General features: G+C 37.9%; 21 protein-coding genes. 12 read left to right on the top strand and 9 right to left on the bottom strand.

Translation table 11 applies throughout. The annotated features are described in order from the left end of the window. Nucleotides 1–10 precede the first annotated feature (10 nt). Complete coding sequence (locus V5G21_RS20020) at nt 11–190, top strand: peptidoglycan-binding domain-containing protein (protein WP_082111816.1); 180 nt, start codon at nt 11–13, stop codon at nt 188–190. Between the two features lie 40 nt (nt 191–230). Here V5G21_RS20020 and V5G21_RS20015 read toward each other — a convergent pair whose 3' ends face one another. Together V5G21_RS20015 and V5G21_RS20010 are read right to left on the bottom strand one after the other, a co-directional pair. After that, on the bottom strand, nt 231–479 hold the full coding sequence (locus V5G21_RS20015) for a hypothetical protein (RefSeq protein WP_011246939.1): 249 nt from the start codon (nt 477–479) through the stop codon (nt 231–233). 136 nt (nt 480–615) lie between these two features. Further along, nucleotides 616–1,092, bottom strand: coding sequence for a hypothetical protein (locus tag V5G21_RS20010; RefSeq protein ID WP_338465040.1), 477 nt, complete (start codon nt 1,090–1,092; stop codon nt 616–618). A 163-nt stretch (nt 1,093–1,255) separates the two neighbouring features. Here V5G21_RS20010 and V5G21_RS20005 point away from each other — a divergent pair, with 163 nt between their 5' ends. After that, nucleotides 1,256–1,576: a PadR family transcriptional regulator gene (locus tag V5G21_RS20005; RefSeq protein WP_063608377.1), complete on the top strand. Its 321-nt coding sequence runs from the start codon at nt 1,256–1,258 to the stop codon at nt 1,574–1,576. A 15-nt stretch (nt 1,577–1,591) separates the two neighbouring features. Then, a complete protein-coding gene (locus tag V5G21_RS20000) occupies nt 1,592–2,338 on the top strand; it encodes a DUF1129 domain-containing protein (protein WP_338465039.1) in 747 nt (248 codons plus the stop codon). Nucleotides 2,339–3,031: 693 nt separating this feature from the next. Here the strand turns inward: V5G21_RS20000 and V5G21_RS19995 are convergent. Next, nucleotides 3,032–3,697 carry a hypothetical protein gene (locus V5G21_RS19995; protein WP_011246936.1) on the bottom strand — a complete coding sequence of 222 codons (666 nt, stop codon included), beginning with the start codon at nt 3,695–3,697 and terminating at the stop codon, nt 3,032–3,034. A gap of 304 nt (nt 3,698–4,001) precedes the next feature. On the opposite strand from V5G21_RS19995, the gene V5G21_RS19990 reads away from it, so the two are divergent. Beyond that, on the top strand, nt 4,002–4,343 hold the full coding sequence (locus tag V5G21_RS19990; protein WP_011246935.1) for a hypothetical protein: 342 nt from the start codon (nt 4,002–4,004) through the stop codon (nt 4,341–4,343). 307 nt (nt 4,344–4,650) lie between these two features. Here V5G21_RS19990 and V5G21_RS19985 read toward each other — a convergent pair whose 3' ends face one another. Both V5G21_RS19985 and V5G21_RS19980 read right to left on the bottom strand, forming a co-directional pair. Then, nucleotides 4,651–6,180: a glycosyltransferase gene (locus V5G21_RS19985; RefSeq protein ID WP_212929808.1), complete on the bottom strand. Its 1,530-nt coding sequence runs from the start codon at nt 6,178–6,180 to the stop codon at nt 4,651–4,653. A gap of 78 nt (nt 6,181–6,258) precedes the next feature. Continuing rightward, nucleotides 6,259–6,507 carry a hypothetical protein gene (locus V5G21_RS19980; protein WP_063608381.1) on the bottom strand — a complete coding sequence of 83 codons (249 nt, stop codon included), beginning with the start codon at nt 6,505–6,507 and terminating at the stop codon, nt 6,259–6,261. Nucleotides 6,508–7,146: 639 nt separating this feature from the next. Between V5G21_RS19980 and V5G21_RS19975 the strand changes: the two genes are divergently transcribed. Both V5G21_RS19975 and V5G21_RS19970 read left to right on the top strand, forming a co-directional pair. Continuing rightward, complete coding sequence (locus V5G21_RS19975; protein WP_095254756.1) at nt 7,147–7,410, top strand: hypothetical protein; 264 nt, start codon at nt 7,147–7,149, stop codon at nt 7,408–7,410. A 701-nt stretch (nt 7,411–8,111) separates the two neighbouring features. Beyond that, entirely contained in the window at nt 8,112–8,624 is a 513-nt protein-coding gene (locus V5G21_RS19970) for a DinB family protein (protein ID WP_212929855.1), read from the top strand. A gap of 166 nt (nt 8,625–8,790) precedes the next feature. Here the strand turns inward: V5G21_RS19970 and V5G21_RS19965 are convergent, their stop codons facing one another. Beyond that, on the bottom strand, nt 8,791–9,156 hold the full coding sequence (locus V5G21_RS19965; RefSeq protein WP_035201206.1) for a hypothetical protein: 366 nt from the start codon (nt 9,154–9,156) through the stop codon (nt 8,791–8,793). Between the two features lie 92 nt (nt 9,157–9,248). Then, the gene (locus V5G21_RS19960; RefSeq protein ID WP_212929807.1) at nt 9,249–9,989 is read right to left on the bottom strand and encodes a Cof-type HAD-IIB family hydrolase; all 741 of its coding nucleotides are present in this window, start codon (nt 9,987–9,989) and stop codon (nt 9,249–9,251) included. Between the two features lie 313 nt (nt 9,990–10,302). Here V5G21_RS19960 and V5G21_RS19955 point away from each other — a divergent pair, with 313 nt between their 5' ends. After that, a complete protein-coding gene (locus V5G21_RS19955; protein WP_212929806.1) occupies nt 10,303–11,853 on the top strand; it encodes a PTS transporter subunit EIIC in 1,551 nt (516 codons plus the stop codon). A 20-nt stretch (nt 11,854–11,873) separates the two neighbouring features. Next, nucleotides 11,874–13,247: a class-II fumarase/aspartase family protein gene (locus tag V5G21_RS19950; protein ID WP_011246929.1), complete on the top strand. Its 1,374-nt coding sequence runs from the start codon at nt 11,874–11,876 to the stop codon at nt 13,245–13,247. A gap of 77 nt (nt 13,248–13,324) precedes the next feature. Here V5G21_RS19950 and V5G21_RS19945 read toward each other — a convergent pair whose 3' ends face one another. Further along, the gene (locus V5G21_RS19945; protein ID WP_011246928.1) at nt 13,325–14,062 is read right to left on the bottom strand and encodes a MurR/RpiR family transcriptional regulator; all 738 of its coding nucleotides are present in this window, start codon (nt 14,060–14,062) and stop codon (nt 13,325–13,327) included. 238 nt (nt 14,063–14,300) lie between these two features. Further along, nucleotides 14,301–14,438 carry a hypothetical protein gene (locus tag V5G21_RS19940; protein ID WP_011246927.1) on the bottom strand — a complete coding sequence of 46 codons (138 nt, stop codon included), beginning with the start codon at nt 14,436–14,438 and terminating at the stop codon, nt 14,301–14,303. 294 nt (nt 14,439–14,732) lie between these two features. Here V5G21_RS19940 and V5G21_RS19935 point away from each other — a divergent pair, with 294 nt between their 5' ends. The 4 genes from V5G21_RS19935 (at nt 14,733) to V5G21_RS19925 (ending at nt 16,114) form a co-directional block, all read left to right on the top strand. Further along, complete coding sequence (locus V5G21_RS19935) at nt 14,733–15,161, top strand: MarR family winged helix-turn-helix transcriptional regulator (RefSeq protein WP_035201204.1); 429 nt, start codon at nt 14,733–14,735, stop codon at nt 15,159–15,161. Then, entirely contained in the window at nt 15,145–15,375 is a 231-nt protein-coding gene (locus V5G21_RS19930; protein WP_011246925.1) for a DUF3147 family protein, read from the top strand. Before V5G21_RS19935 ends, V5G21_RS19930 begins: the two co-directional genes overlap by 17 nt. Before the next feature lie 141 nt (nt 15,376–15,516). After that, nucleotides 15,517–15,699, top strand: coding sequence for a DUF4177 domain-containing protein (locus V5G21_RS21490; RefSeq protein ID WP_073304124.1), 183 nt, complete (start codon nt 15,517–15,519; stop codon nt 15,697–15,699). A 199-nt stretch (nt 15,700–15,898) separates the two neighbouring features. Next, entirely contained in the window at nt 15,899–16,114 is a 216-nt protein-coding gene (locus tag V5G21_RS19925; protein WP_035201202.1) for a hypothetical protein, read from the top strand. The last annotated feature ends 8 nt before the right edge of the window (nt 16,115–16,122 follow it).

Raw genomic sequence — 16,122 nt, 5'->3', positions numbered from 1 at the left:
GGGTGTACTCATTCGACAAAACAAGACAGCGTTAGGTGCTGCAAATTTCAAGGTCGGTAAAGTAGATGGTGACTTTGGTAAACTGACTGAGGATGCGGTCCGACGCTTTCAAAAGGTATATCTTCCTCGAGAAGTTGATGGAGTTGCAGGGCTGAACACTTATCGCGAATTGGATAAAGTGGTGAATTAATACAAAAAGTCCCCGCTGAAACAGAGGGGAGCTTACATAATCACTTTTCCGAATACTGGTTAATCCAATCCCTAATATCCTCATCATCATACATGTATTCTCCAGGGCTTTCTAGAGTATCTAGGCCTGAGACAACTGTTAAAAAATCGAAAACAACCAAATCAGTTACAAGGTGATCGTATGTCATCACATATTCTGCGGCCCAGTCAGCTACTTCCTCTTTAGTAAGTTTATTTTGAAGTACGAGCTCCAGTTTATCAATAATCTCCTTTAAAGTAGGTTCTCTCATTTACTTTACAACCTTCCTATGGAATTGTCATGTTTATCAAAAATATAATGGAATCTAGTAGCACCTGCTAGGTATCGTTCTCATTCTTCTAATTCTCGGCCTGTAATTAAATCTTTTCCTATTACAGCTTCCAGGCTTAATGTTGCCAACCACGGGAATGAAATCGAGAATGGTTGATTCTGTTTCCTTTCCTACCGCCGGTAGAGGCATCTTCAATGCCAGAAGCAAGCTCATCATTGTCTTGTAGTAGGGATGGGCTGGCACAGGCGTTAATATATCTTTCTTGCGGTATCTGCGATATATTTTGTATTTCGTTCCCATTCGCATCTAGCATTGTCCCGGCAATTTGGTGATCTGGCGAATAATGGTGGACAACATCAATATGTCCGCTAGCCAAGTAAAACCAATTAGCAATGTTTACGATGAACGGGTTACTAAAATAGATAAATCCAAACGGGTTTGGCAAAAACGAAAAGTTCTGCGTATGTACGGCATGGTCTTTAAAGTGATGATAGGGGTTAATACACTGTACGTGCCGTTTAGCATATCTCCATCCTTGAATGGATAATAAAAGACCTAAGAGCATATGTCCAATTAAGTGTATCCTATCCATTTACGCTCTCCTACTAGTATAAATACAAAAGTAAAGAATAAAAATTTAAGTTAAACCCTTGCAATACAAGATATGAATTTATATAATACGTATATAACTTGCATTGCAAAACATTTTTTTGGTAAATACCTTGTAATACATGGTATTGGGAAGGGGGTATAAATTGTCAAGTTCAACACAAATGTTAAAAGGAATTATTGATGGCTGCCTACTAGCAATTATTAAAAAAGAAGGTGAGATTTATGGATACGAGTTGGCAACTAAATTAGAAGAATATGGCTTTCATTCATTTAGTGAAGGGACAATATACCCATTATTAATAAGAATGCAAAAAGAAAGCTTGTTAAGTACAGCATTGAAAAAGTCTACAGCTGGACCAAAAAGAAAATACTATTCCATCACGGGAAAAGGAGAGCAAGAACTATTAGAGTTTACGAAGCGATGGGAAAAACTAAATCATTCAGTAAATAAAGTTCTCAAATAAAAAGGAGTGTTAAATTTGATTTCAAAAGAGGGTAAGCAATATATTGAAAGTATGCGAGGTTATCTAATTTCTCATGGAGTGAAGGAATCAGAAATGGAGGAATTTTTAGAGGAAGCAGAGGTACATTTAATAAAAGGTGAACGAAACGGAAAAACCATTGAAGATATTTTTGGGAAATCACCCAAAAAATATGCTAAAGAAATCGTGGCTGTATCGACAATTTCAATAAAGGAAAATATCAAGCATATTATTAACCTGATTATCGGAACTTTTGGATTCATTATAACAGCTATCCTTATTAATAGACCATTAGAATTATCTGTACTTGAATTGGTGGGGTACCCTGTCAGCTTTATACTTTGGATTGCTTTTGCAATTGCCACACTTCGTATGACAGCATTTAAGAGTAAAACAAATGAATTGTTACTAACGTTTTTATGTGCGTTAATACCGAGTGCCGTAACCGTTGCTGTCTTAATCTATAGTCAAAGCTATAATGAAACAATATTAACTATAGAAGGTATTCCAAGATATGTACTTGGGAGTATTTTAATAATAGTTATGATTATTAACTTCGCAGTTTTGTTTAATTTAAAATTTAGTTTTCTTTACGTGATTTTGGTCTTTGGCAGCTTATGGCTGTTTGAGTATTTCAAATTAGAGCAAGTGATGTATAGTGAGTTAAGGTTTGTACTCCCAGGTGTTCTTACTTATCTAATGTGGCGATTTTACGGAAGGAAAATATTACTTGATCAGCAATAAAATATGATTATTAGCTGTTAAAAATGGATTATTAAAAGGTATGGTAAACGTTATTTTGCATGGAAAAAGGGAGCTCTATTCTAGTAGAATTAAGTTACCATACCTGTATATGGATGCGATAGTGTATGAGCTTACCTAACAATAGACTTTACCTCTAAAAAGTTAACGACTTCTTGTGAAAAGGATTCATTTTTAATTGGAACAATGAAAAGCCCTTCCAATTTTGAAGGGCACTTGATTGTTCATATGAAGACGACAAAGAATATAACAACCCAGCTGATTAGATCGGTCCAAACATTGGACATGTTAATTACGCCGAAATTACTTAATCCCGTTTGAATCACAAACGTAACCAAGGCAGTGATAAACACAGATAAAAACCAGTTTGTTTTCTTCAAGAACGACACCTCCTTATAGCGATTTGCATATATATTTAGCCGTTTTGGTTTCAGCACATCCTTGACAATAGCAGGGTTGATCTCAAAAGCAAAAACAGGGTTATTAACTGTACGTTTTACATAAATAAATTTATAAATATGACTTACATATTTATATAATAACAAGAAAAAACGTTATTTTCCAGACGATATATTATATGAATCGTAGGCAAGAAGGCTGGGGCGGCAATAAGATATGGCCACGTTGTTATGAATAAACTAAGAGTCCCGCCTTAAAAGTAGGCGGGGCTCTATACTAAAAGTCAATTTGAACATCTATGTCATGGCCCAAGCTTTCAAAATTTGCATCGTGTGGTGCGTTGATTAGGACTCTCACCCACTCAATCTCATTAGGATCAGAGCTTTCGAGCATATAACGAACGCTGCCTGATTTATTAACAGCCCCAATAAACACTCCACCGATGTGATCACTAGTCAATAAATCTGGTTCTAGTTGTTCTCCTGTATTAGTAGTGATCGTGGCTTGGTCCATATAAAAGTTAATGGTGTCATCAGATGAATTCGATACTTCCATATCTATTTGGATAACTCCAGTTGGCTCGAAGTCGTAGGAATCAGCTAGTTCCTCTGGCCATTCCACAACCTCTGCTACTGTTACTTGTGGGAAATGGAGAGAAATTGATGCTGTTTCAATTGTCTCAGATGTATCATTACGCGCTAACAATTTAAAGTTGCCATCTTCATTCATATCTCCGACTTGGTATTCCCAATCTCCCTCATTAGCATCTTCCTCACTGTCTTCCGCTTCGCTGTCATCACGAGTAGAATCTGTTTCTTTTTCGGTTGTTTCTTGTTTCGTGTCGTTGTTTTTTTCTGATGCATTAGTAGCGTCGCTCCCACAAGCTGCTAAAGTAATGACACTTACTAAACCGAGGGTAGCAAGTAGGTTGTTTTTCTTCATTTCTTTCTCCTTTATTTGTATGTAAATTTGATGCAAATCTATTATAAAGGGAATGTGACATCAAGTACAATCATTCGACAAAAAGTGGTATTTAATTTACTTACGCTTCAAAGTTTCATGGAGGCTTTAGAGCTAAGAAAGGACAAGTAGCCAGGAAACAAGCAAGCCTTAGGGCCCTTAGGGCGGCGCTCTTCTCCTCTCATCAAGTGACAAAAAACAAAAACATTGTACTTTTTTTTGATAAATGCTGTTTTTGTTCTCTATTAAGAATGAAGCACAACTAATACTTAAGGGGATGAGAAACATGGAAGAATTAAAATGGGAAAAAGAGGTTACTTACATTCTAGAGTATGAAGGGGACGTGTATAAAGAACATCACTTTGTAAATGGTATTGACGGTAGTCGTTATAGGTCAATAAGTGAAAATGTTGATACGAACCCACCAACTTTAACAACTCATAAAAGTACCGGTGAAGAATTTAAAGAGATGAAAGCGGAGTTGGTTGCATCCCGTGTAATATCCCAAAATGAAAATTTTAAGTCAGCGGAATTATTATACCGTTTACCGGATACAGGTCGATTCTTGAGATTACTGTACAGAAAAGACCGTTATGCTGATTTTTATTTCTCTATGATGACATATTAACCTGAATATAGAGCGTGTATGAGCCATAAGGCCGTATGCGCTTTTATTATTAAAATATGCTAGAACGCACGAGGAAAGCAACTAACGGGGACAAGGGAATTAAGTAATAGACCTGACCAACTTACCATCTTAAAGTTGGTAAATCTATGACCTTACAAAACATGATTGAGGTTTATGGCGTTTGCACATAAAAAATGACTAGCCGTATTATAAACAGGACAGCAACCATTTATGTTTTTGCTGTCCTGTGCGTTTTATTTGAATGACCTGTCTACAGAATTGGGGAATGGATCCGTTGTCGGTTTCTTTATACTTGAATAGTAACATGACTTTTAAGGACATTCGTCCATTTGCTATATACGACGTCCCCTGTATATTTTTCAATCATGTTTTCTCTGCTTATTTTACTCATTTCCGCCACTACTCCAGGACTTTCTAATAGGTAAATAATCTTTTCGGCCATCTTTTGTTTGTCATTATCCTCAATAATGTATCCTGTTATGCCATTCTTGATAATATCGGAAGCGCCATAGTTAAAGTTGTAAGATACAATCGGCGTTCCGTTCATAAGAGATTCAATTCCTGCTAAAGGTAACCCTTCAAAATCGGATGTTAACATGCTAATACTTGCTTTTTGAAATTCCTTTGGGATATTACTCGAATATCCTTCTAAAAAGACGTTATTCTCTAGTTTTAACTGCTTAATAAGGTTCCGTAGGTTTTCTTCTTCAATGCCTTTTCCGAAAATGGATAAAGTAGCTTCTGGAAGTTGTTTAACAACGAGTGAGAAGACATGCAGTGCTTCATCTAATCGTTTTTCTTTCTCTAGTCGTGTAACCATAATCACCTTAAGGGGGTTTCTGGCTTCATTATAGAGCTCTGGTACTGAGAGAGGATTAGGAATGACATAAATATTATCCTCACCTGGAAAGTCTGCTAATATATCTCGTTTTTGTTTTTCGGTTAAAACCACTAGGCCGTCTAGCGATTGTCTGTTTTCAAAAACTGGTTGGTACTTAGACTGCACATGACTTCCTGATGTATAAGGAGCCTCAAGGTGGTTACTATGGACGGTGAAAAACCGCAAGGCATGGTCAGGGTTAATGGCTGCAACTTTTGTGCCGCAATTTTGCCCATGGGCGATGAAAATGGGTTTTGTTTGATTGGCGGCATTATTGGCAGCTAGTTCATTTAACCAATGTCGATCAAAGGCTTTGGCGCCTTTAAAAGCATAAACTTTTTCATCTTTCCGGTTAAACAAATAAAATTCCCCAGAAACGCCTTTCTTCTTAAAGTGCCTTGTAGAATAACAGAAATCGTCATTTGTATAGAAAGACTCTTGAATAGGGTGTCCGTCTTGGTTGAACCAGACTTTTCTATCGACAAATCCCTGTTTATTAAAGTTCACTTCTAAATAAGGCTGATTTCCAAATTCAAAATAACGGACGGCTGTTAGTCTAGCGTCACTATACGTTTTCACTTTTTTTAATGTCCCATCCACAAAGCAATAGCGGTTATTGTCGCTGTCATAAAAAAAGGCTACGTCTTCATTCGCTTCTTCTTCATATAAAGCAGCAGTTGGTTTTGAGTCAGGCAGTGTGTTCTGATTTCTATAGTACTCAAATTTGTTTAAATGCTCTAGGCTGGGATAAATTCTCCCCATATCCGTTAGCTCTTGAAAAATAGATTGATAATTAGGTTGATAATCGAATGTAGTGACGGTGACCTTATGCCCATTATCCAAAAACAACTTTGATTGGTTAAATGCGGCAATAGTTAAACCGCCAGAATCAGACAGGATATTGTGAGTAACTAAAAAAAAATGTAACTTGTCCATTTTAATCCTCCTCGAACCCAGCTTACCATACTTTTAGTCTATATTCAGTAATAACCCTTAGTGTGGCTGCTTACATAATCAATTGTTTGAAAACTTTTTGATCCAATCTCGAATGTCATCGTCATTATGTAGATATTCGCCTGGGCTGTCCTGAAGGTCCAACCCTGAGACAGTCATCAACATTTTCCATACTTCCATGTCAGATACATCGTATTTTTCTTGCATCGTATATTCACTTGCCCAATCAGCAACTTCCTCCCTGGTTAGCTGATTTTTAAGCACAAGCTCTAGCTTATTCATAATTTGCTTTTTAGTAGGCTCATTCATTTTTTTCACCGCCTTCCAAAAGTAACGTCGCCACTATCGAATGATATAGCGTTTATTGGACTATATAGGCTGTTAGTGACATTGTACACGTATAAAGTGAAGTTTGGGCAAGTGTCACAAAATTATCTAGCTGTGACCAACAAGTTGATATAAAAGGGGAAAGGTTTTTGGCACTTAGGATTCCATAAAAGTTAGGTGGATATGTAAGTGGTGACAATCGGATGACTTCTTCCGGACAGTCAAGGACTAGGTATTAATTCAACTGTAGGATATAATTCTAGTAAAGATATTATTGACGAGAAGTTTGCAGATCCAGATAAATTTTCCCGTACAAATACGAGTATTAATTCGAGTAGAGCATCTTGGAACCTCGAACATTCTATTGGTATTCCTTTTTTGTATGAGGCTCCACCAAATATTGATTATAATTATGCTGTAAACATTACTGCTAACGGATCTGGAAGGATATCTGGGATACATGATCTTGCACCTGCACATGAAATTGCGGTATATATACCAGAATCAAGTATGCATTTCATGATTTATACAAGAGATAACGAAGGATTTCACAACCTTTTTCCAACTCATGGAAATCAAAACTTTAATGCTTCTTTCTAAATAAGTAAGGAACTGATTATATTGAAAAAATTTTCAAAAAGTCTATTAAAAACGATTATATTGACAATTCTATTAAGTATTGTTCCTTTACTATTAATTGCTTTTGTTGTAGACACATACTTTTTGATTTTTGGTGATGCCAATGATTATATGGGTGTATTTTGGATAATCGTTTTTACTCCTTTTATACTAGCCGTGACACTACCTTTGGCAATAGTTACTCATGCACTTATTGTGTTTTTTGAACGAAAAGATAGTAAAGAAAAGAATAAGAGTAAGAAATGAAAAAATACCCAATAAGTTCTTAAATTAACAGCGTGTAGGAGCCATAAGATGCTATTTAAGACGATTCTATGGGCGACTGTAATTAGTGTAGGTTCCTTATTTTTAATATTCCTTGTAGAGGATCTCTATTATCAAATAGTGGAAAATAAGGTCGGCAACAACGCTTTATTTTGGACATTTAGCTTTTCTCCGTTTGTACTCGCTGTTACTTTACCGTTAGCTATAATTTCTTATCTTCTTATCGCTTTCTTTGAATGGAAAGACAAGGATAAAGAGGAGGACAAATAGTGGGGGGCAAGTAGAAAAAAGCCCATGTCTTTTGTAGTTCTGTAGTCGAAACTCTAGTAATAAGTAAGTATGGAAGAGAATGCCCACCGTATTATATAAAGGGCGTGTATGAGCCATAAGGCAATATGCGCTCTTTTTACGGACAAATGATGCTGTCCAGCTTTGTGTTGACATTGACATTCTTATATACAGAGGCAAAGGCCTACGGGAGCTGTTCCACAATCTACCTGAAAGGTTAATGCTTAAAAGTCGTTAGTTTTTTGTTTAATCGCCCTGTCGCCTAAAAAGAAGGGAGATCTGTGTATTTTTTATGGGAATGGGAGGAACCACTCTTTTTTTGTCGTATATCGTATTGAATAAGGAGGAATCAATTGAAACGAACAAATAACGTGCTTAATGAAGGGAGAACGCTATTGAATCAATTAGTGAATGGCCATCTAGAAAAAACTAGAAAGAAACTTGTAAAAGAATTGGCGTCATTAAGTGATGCTCAATTTAATAGTAAGGCTGATGTAAATAAATGGAGTATAGCGCAAGTTTGCCATCACTTAGTTTTAGTGGAAAAGGCATCATTAAAGGCAATTACTTGGGGGTTGAAAGGATCGAATAGTAATGAAAATGAACGGAAGAATGTTCCTCTTGTATTATTAGATCGAACCAAAAAGATTATAGCTCCAAAAATCGTTGAACCAGATGAAGGACCTTTTGAAGTGGAGCAAGTAGTTAATTGGTTAAATGATTCAAGGGAAAAATTGATGAATTTTCTTAATACTATTGAAGATAAGTCCATATTAGCCGAAAAATCTATGAAACATCCTGCGCTTGGCGAATTGCCTCTTGATCAATGGATTGAACAGATATATTTGCATGAACAGCGACACATCGAACAAATAAAAGAGATAAAATTATTTTTAGATGCTAGGTAAAAGAAGATGAAATATTTATATAAAGACATCTTCTTTTTCCTTACATTTTGTTGTGAATAGTCCTACCGGATAGGGACAATTCCGGGAAGGTGGGAACGAATAGCTCTGCCTTGTGTTGCCCCAAACGGTTTAAAGGATATGCCCACTTGCAGAGCTATTTTAGCCGTTAATCTTCTAGTGTTAAATCGTTGTATAAGTCATGTAAGGATTCAGTTTCAATGTCATTTAGCAATTTTTCTTGATCTTTATTTTTATAAATAAGCTTCCATTCACTTCCGGGTTTTTCGTCAATGGCACTTACGCCATCTAAAACGGATAGGAGCCCAAAAAGTGCTTCGTCTATACTTTCGTGGATGATTTGGCTAACCATTTCTTTATCTTTTGAATCTAGGTTATTAAACCATTTAGATTGTGCTACAAGTTTGGCCCTTGGTTTTCTTCCAGGGGGTTTTTCCAACTTTTGAATGAGTCCTGCACTCGCTTCATCTCGAATATGCATTTTAATAAAGTGAACAAATTGTTCTTTATTCATGTTATGCAGACTCCCCATTTAATCGTCCTTACACGCATATTTTTCTCCTATACATAAGCGCCTCGATACACATGCCTGAACACCCCTCATTCTCATTCTCCACCAAAAATAAATTTCTCAATTGCTTTTCCAACTCCATCATTATTATTTGTATCAGTAATAGCATCGGCTACTTGCTGCACTGCTTTTTGGGCATTGCCCATCGCTATGCCGATACCGGCAGATTGAATCATTTTTATGTCATTGAGGCTGTCTCCTATTGCCATTACATGCTTCATCGTTATTCCTAACTTTTCACAAACCCATTCAAGTGCTGCAGCTTTATTCACGCCGGTAGGATTGACTTCAACCGTGAAGGCTGTCCGGTTGCTAACTTCTACGCCGTCTATCGATTGCACTTTCTCTGCCATCTTATTTAAAACTTCTTCATCCTTATGGGAGCAGCTGAATTTCAGCCACTGGTATGCGCTGCAGTTTTCCGGTAAATCGTTATAATACGCTTCCTTTGTGGAGATCGTCCATGTATTCATTCCGAGTCCTTGTGCAAAGTGATATAAATTAGCCAGCGTGGCTGTATCGAAAAGATGTTCTATCATAACAGAATGGTCGACTGCGTAAATTTGTCCGCCATTGCATGTGATCGAGTGGGAATGTAATTGCAAATCTTGAATGTAAGTGTGGCAGTGGGGAAAGGGGCGTCCCGTGCATAAGACGACAGTGATACCTGCATGCTGTGCCTTCCTGATTTGGTTTTTCGTCCAACTTGTAATCTCTTTGTTATCATTCAACAGCGTACCATCCATATCCAGCGCAATCATTTTTATATCTGTCATCCGTTCAACCTCCGTAGGTATGTTCTGTATTTTGGGTTTAGGAAAAGGAGAAGGGCTGCTCGGTTTCGTCTAGCAACACTCTCACCATATCACCTCGGTTCGAATAATTCATTACTCCGAAAATCATTTTTTGAATGACCTAGGTCATTTTCCATTACCTAAATAAGTTAATAGGAAACGGAAGCGCTTCAACTAATTTTTTATGCTGATAGAATAATAGCAGATAAAAAAATCCAAGTATGCATACACTCGTTCATTTGATTTTTTATCCAAAACGTAAATTAGATCATAGAGACAAGGGAGGTTTTGAGGGATGAATAAAAGAAAAATTGGTGACTCCATACAGCAATTCGGCAGAACGTTGCTTCTCCCGATTGGGGTATTGGCTCCGATCGGGATGCTTTTGGGGATCAGCGGAGCGCTTACGCAAGACTATATGGTAGAAAAAGTTCCTTTCCTCGGTAACGAGGCCGTCAATACTATCTTGGTAAGTATAAAAACAATCAGTAATGTTGTGTTCGATAATATCCCTTTATTGTTTGCGATGGGTGTCGCTTATGGAATGGGGAAAAAGGATAAAGGTATTTCGGTGTTTGCCTCTGTGGCAGGATATCTGACCTTAATTGTTGCAATGAATGTATGGCTGACCATCACAGGAACGATGGCCGATCCCGATGTGATGACGCAGCAGGGTCAGATCAATATACTTGGCATTCAAACGGTCAATATTAGTGCTGCCGGAGGGATTCTAACCGGTCTAATCGCGTCCTGGGCCACGGAACGGTTCTATAACCTAGAACTACCGGCTGCACTGGCGTTCTTTTCTGGGAAGAAATCAGTTCCAATCATCACGATCGGATTGATGGCTACCGTTGGGATGTTGCTTCCGTTTGTCTGGACCTATTTTGTAGGTTTATTGACGAACTTGTCTACCATCTTTTTAAGTGTGGTCGGTCCTTTCTTTACAGCGGCGGGCGAACGGCTATTCATTCCGTTTGGTCTTCATCATGTCTGGAATGCCTTGTTCCGATTTACGGAAGCAGGTGGGTCCTATGTCATTGATGGGAAAACGTATGTCGGTGTTGTCCCAGCGATTACGGAAATTTTGTTTAATCAGGGGCCAAACAGTGAGTATTGGTCCATGATGCCAAAGCTGTCCCGATTCATGGCTCAGCAGCAAATGCTTGTCGTCCTGTTTTTATTCCCTGCCATTGCCTTTGCTATGTACAAGGCTGCTTACAAGGAAAATAAAGTCTATGTGAAATCGATGTTGGTTACTATGGTGCTTACGGCTGTTCTAGGTAACGTAACGGAACCGCTGGAGTTCACTTTTGTTTTCCTTGCTCCGTTGTTATACATCGTCTACGCATGTATCGTTGGCATCGGTGCTGTATTGCTGTCGCTTGCAGATGTTTCCATTGGATATATCCGGGGGACCATTTTTGATTTTACGATCTTTGGACTCCTTTATGAAAACTCACGATGGCTCTTTTTGGTGTTAATTGGTCTAGGATTAGCTGTCGTCACTTATTTCATTTTTTATTGGGCGATTATCCGGTTTGATATTAAAACACCAGGCAGGGAAGAACTGCAAAACGTTGACAGTACCCTACTTAAAGAAAAGCGCTACGACGAGATTGCCAGTAAAGTAGTGGAAGCGTTGGGAGGAAAAGAAAACATTCTGAACGTGGATAACTGTATTACCAGGCTTCGGATTGATCTAAAAGAAGTTAGGGAGATTGACAAAGAGTTATTGAACAGCACTGGCTGCTCCGGCTTCTTTTTCCCAACAGCGAAGCATATTCATATCGTCTATGGGACGCAGGTAGAATTTATCAAAAATGCAGTCGATGAAAAAGTTTAGAGGCATAAAGGAGTGATAGTATGAAAGCGTTATATGATTCTAAAAGTAAAACAATTGACGATCGTGGTCTGAAAAACCTCTTTACAGAGAAGGAAAAATATAAAACTTGGCTCTTGTTTGAATCGGCATTGGCTGAGGCACAGGCTGAATATGGGCTTATTCCAAAAAAAGCTGCGCAGGAAATTAAAGAGGCCGCCAAACTTGAAAACCTTGATCTCGAAGAAATGGACCGTATTTACAAAGAAATTGGCCATGGCTTTGTCCCTTTCTTAAAAGTTCTCGTCAAAGCATGTCCACCAGATAGCGGAAAATATGTTCACTACGGAATCACAACACAAAATATACAGCAAAGTTCGCAGCTTTATATTTTGAAAAAAGCTCATATGATATTTATGCGCCTGATTGGTGAGATTTTAGAAAACTTAAGCATTCTGGCCTCGGATAACAAACATACGGTCATGCCCGGTAGAACGCATGGGAGACATGCGATTCCGATCACATACGGGTATAAAGTGTCCGCTTGGATAAGCGAATTGATCAGTTGTCATCAACGCATGGCTGAAGCGGAAAAAAGAGTTTTTCAAGTAATGATGGGTGGGGCAGTCGGCACGTTCAGTTCAATGCCGGAGATAGGAATAAACGTTCAAAACCGTGTGGCTGCCTTAGTTGGCATGTATCCAATGACTGTGCCATCTAGAAATATTAACACACATAAATTGGAATACATGTCGAATTTGGCCCTATTGGCAAATTGCTGCCATAAAATAGCTGAGGAAGTATACAGTACAACATTGGAAGAAATCGCTGAAGTATCCGAAGGGTTCAGTAAAGGGACTGTCGGCAGCAGTACCATGCCCCATAAAATCAACCCAAAACTTGCTAAGGGAATTATCGCAAATGCACAGAAACTCTATTCTCTTCCTAGTATAGGGATGTATTCAGCTGCACGTCCATATGAAGGGGACAGTAGTTCTTATATGCTATTTGAAGGATTGTTGGAAGAGTCGATGGAATTGATGACAGAAATTTTGATCCGCTGTGAAGAATTGACCCGTACACTGACCGTGCATAAAGAGAGAATGCTCCATAACGCCAAACGCAACAAAGGCCTTGATAATAGTGAATACGTCATGATGAAACTAGCAGAGAAATTAGGCAAGGATCAGGCCCATTCTCTTATGTATGAGATTGCTATGAAGACAGCTGCCGAAGGGCAGGAATTCTATGATAACTTAAGAGAAAACAAACAAGTCCGGGCAAACTTCACAGATAAAGAAATAAAGCATATGATTGAACCTGGGAACTATACCGGCTTAGCAGCTCATTTAGCGGAAAAAGAGGCGGAGCGGGCAAAAGAAACTGCAGAAAAAATCCGCGAAAACTACAGCCATTAATGAACGACAAATAGCGTTCTTCTTTTATGGAAGAGCGTTATTTTTGTCGTTTTTACTAGCACCACTGCCTACGCGATTTAAAGGTTGGCCAATTTATCAACCAACAAGTCAATCGTAAGAAAAAAACCAGTTCTTGAAATGGTGTCATTTTTGCTTGTGTTCGTTTTGTCGGTATAACAAAATAGGTTGTTCGTCGTATACCGGGTCAATTCATTTGTTTTGAATGAAGTGATACTAATGATTTCGGCTTTTTTTAAATGAATTTTTTTCGCAGTATTAATAATTTTTTTCGTGTCTCCCGATAAGGAAATAAAGATGACAATATCCTCTTCGGCCACAAAATCCGTAAACACTTCCGATAAATTGTAATCCTTTATAAAGATACATTGGATGCCAATTGTCAATAAGAGATGCTCCAAATAATAACCGACAGCTTTGCTTGTTCCTCTCGCCATAATAAATACATTTTTCGCAGCTTTAATTTTGGCAGCTGTTTTTTGCAGCTGCTCTTCCGTGACAAGGGAGAATGTCTTATCCATAGACTGTTTTAAAATCTCCCGATACAGGACCGTGCTTGTTTCCTGTGCAGACATTTTTTCAATGATTCTCTGGCTGATATAATATTTCATTTCTCGGAAACCGGAAAAATCTAATTTCTGCGCCAAATTGATAATGACCGTTTTTGAAACAAACGTTGCCTCTGCCAAATCATTAATTTTAATATGGGGAATTTGATCTTGATTTTCCATGATGTAGCTCAGGACTCTCTTTTCACTTACGGTCAGTTCTTCATAGTTCTTCAAAATATCAAACATATTCTCTCCATCCAATCAAAGTTCTAAAAGCAATACATATTGTAAATATAGTACACCGGATGGGACCATTTTAACAGAGCCCTTGTATTTGTATGTTTTTGGAGGAGAATGTTGCCGTGTATGGTTGTTCGGCTTATTTGCTAATGGTGGAGTATGTGAGATTAGGCTTTGTACCCAAAGAATGACGTTAATGACTTGGGCGAATCGGGATGGGTAGGCGGCAAGAGCCGCCTGTAAGTTATTCTCCGTTAAATGCATGTGTGATTTCGTCGATTTCTTGTTCGATCGCGCAAAAGATGGATTCAGTCATCGCTTCTACCTCTTCACGTCTAGGATCGTCTTCTTTCATCCGGCCGAAAACGAAAACATTTTTCATGATCACACCTCCTTATCCAAAGGATAGTGTGTGACGTAAGGGAACTGTCAACTGTCACTCCAACTTTTTGTAGCTTAGTATCCAAACGGAAAAAAGCAGTTATTTCTTTTCTAACTGTTCGATTCGCTGCTCTAAATCTTTGATTTTTCCATCTTGTGTTTTGGCATAAGTAAAGGCAATAGCCGATACAGCAAATGCACTAGTTTGTTTGCGTGGTTTTTATTCTAATTGATTTTCTTCTATTTGTATCGTAATATAAGATATAATCTGTTGGAACGATATAAATGAGGTGTTATGATGGACAAAGTAAGTATGCTCAATTCGAATTGGACAGATATTTATTATCATTTGAGACATGAGTATGAAGAAAAAATTACACACCAAAGTATTAGGATATTGCAGGTCATTGAGAAAGAACCAGAGGCAGGCATTAAGAAAATAGCTGAATGTATCCAGATTTCTCACAATACAGCCTCTGAACATGTAAAACGGTTAATGAAGAAAAAGTATGTTTATAAAACTCGGAGTTTAACAGATGAACGAAAAGTTGTATTAAAGCTCACACATTTAGGAGAAGATATCCTTCGTAAGCATACGAGTTTAGATGAAAATAAACTTAATGACATTTTTAATCGTTTAACCGATGAAGAAACAGAAATAATACTAACTGGATTTAAATTACTTAAACAGAAGGCTAGCGAAAGCAATGTTTACAGTCATTAAAATAGGGATATCAGCGATCATTATTGGGCTTATTACTGCTATAGCCAGTCGCTTTCCTACTTATGTGGGTATGGTGGCTGCTTTGCCATTAGTGAGTATTTTAAGTCTGGTATGGCTCTATGTAGAAGGCCAGCAAGTAAATTCACTTGCGAAGTTTGCTTTTGGAGTGTTAGAAGGATTACCGTTTGTCTTCTCTTACAAAATGTATGTGTAAAGTTTATTTTTTGACTATACCCAATTCGACATGAAAAGATTCAGTTTTAGTTAATGCCATGACAAACTTCGTACGACGTTTCTAAAAGGGACGGAAGCCTAGGCCGCTGTCTTTTTTATGTGTTATCATAAGGCATAAGAGGTGATTGGAATAGAATATAAAACAATATTGTTACCGGTGGCAAATAATAACAAAAATGCGGCACGGATCGGTGACACCCTAAATGAATTGGCCAAGGAAGGTTGGGAGCTAATCTCGCTGGTGGCCCAACAAAGTTATGGTGGAACTGACGGGAATCTAGCTGTATTTAAACGGAATCCATAAAGCAAGGTTTCTACTCCGTCTTTTCTCCGTGACAAGTTTCATGAAGATTTGAGGCTACCCGATCCAGATGCTAAGAACAAAGAGCGTGTATGATGATAAGTCATATGCGCTTTTTTAATTGAAAGGACTACAACTATGAGTAATAACTGTAAATGTTGGGTAAAGAATAAGGAATCTACTTAAAAGGAGACTGTTAAACATGCCGTATTTAATGAAAGTATACGTTGTTGGGAGAGACAAACCTGTTTATGAATCAGAGCGGCCGGATGATGATGTGAAAAAAGCAGTTAGGGCGATTGATGAATCTTTATCGAAAAACCAATTTGTGTCTTTCGGTATGATGGGGGAGGAAGAGGTTATTGTGGGCTCTCGCAATGTAACACATATTGAAATCACAGCCCTTCAAAAAGAGTGACACGAGGG

Source organism: Shouchella rhizosphaerae (assembly GCF_036700015.1).
Classification (GTDB): Bacteria; Bacillota; Bacilli; order Bacillales; family Bacillaceae_D; genus Shouchella; species Shouchella rhizosphaerae.
This window is presented reverse-complemented; position numbering and strand designations above follow the sequence as displayed.

Excerpts from the sequence above, each read along its gene's own strand:
- V5G21_RS19930 (WP_011246925.1), top strand. The coding sequence starts at position 15,145 with ATGTTTACAGTCATTAAAATAGGGATATCAGCGATCATTATTGGGCTT.
- V5G21_RS20015 (WP_011246939.1), bottom strand. The coding sequence starts at position 479 with ATGAGAGAACCTACTTTAAAGGAGATTATTGATAAACTGGAGCTCGTA.
- V5G21_RS19925 (WP_035201202.1), top strand. The coding sequence starts at position 15,899 with ATGCCGTATTTAATGAAAGTATACGTTGTTGGGAGAGACAAACCTGTT.
- V5G21_RS19965 (WP_035201206.1), bottom strand. The coding sequence starts at position 9,156 with ATGAATAAAGAACAATTTGTTCACTTTATTAAAATGCATATTCGAGAT.
- V5G21_RS19960 (WP_212929807.1), bottom strand. The coding sequence starts at position 9,989 with ATGACAGATATAAAAATGATTGCGCTGGATATGGATGGTACGCTGTTG.
- V5G21_RS19985 (WP_212929808.1), bottom strand. The coding sequence starts at position 6,180 with ATGGACAAGTTACATTTTTTTTTAGTTACTCACAATATCCTGTCTGAT.
- V5G21_RS19990 (WP_011246935.1), top strand. The coding sequence starts at position 4,002 with ATGGAAGAATTAAAATGGGAAAAAGAGGTTACTTACATTCTAGAGTAT.
- V5G21_RS20010 (WP_338465040.1), bottom strand. The coding sequence starts at position 1,092 with ATGGATAGGATACACTTAATTGGACATATGCTCTTAGGTCTTTTATTA.
- V5G21_RS19955 (WP_212929806.1), top strand. The coding sequence starts at position 10,303 with ATGAATAAAAGAAAAATTGGTGACTCCATACAGCAATTCGGCAGAACG.
- V5G21_RS19945 (WP_011246928.1), bottom strand. The coding sequence starts at position 14,062 with ATGTTTGATATTTTGAAGAACTATGAAGAACTGACCGTAAGTGAAAAG.
- V5G21_RS19940 (WP_011246927.1), bottom strand. The coding sequence starts at position 14,438 with ATGAAAAATGTTTTCGTTTTCGGCCGGATGAAAGAAGACGATCCTAGA.
- V5G21_RS19980 (WP_063608381.1), bottom strand. The coding sequence starts at position 6,507 with ATGAATGAGCCTACTAAAAAGCAAATTATGAATAAGCTAGAGCTTGTG.
- V5G21_RS19950 (WP_011246929.1), top strand. The coding sequence starts at position 11,874 with ATGAAAGCGTTATATGATTCTAAAAGTAAAACAATTGACGATCGTGGT.
- V5G21_RS19995 (WP_011246936.1), bottom strand. The coding sequence starts at position 3,697 with ATGAAGAAAAACAACCTACTTGCTACCCTCGGTTTAGTAAGTGTCATT.
- V5G21_RS19935 (WP_035201204.1), top strand. The coding sequence starts at position 14,733 with ATGATGGACAAAGTAAGTATGCTCAATTCGAATTGGACAGATATTTAT.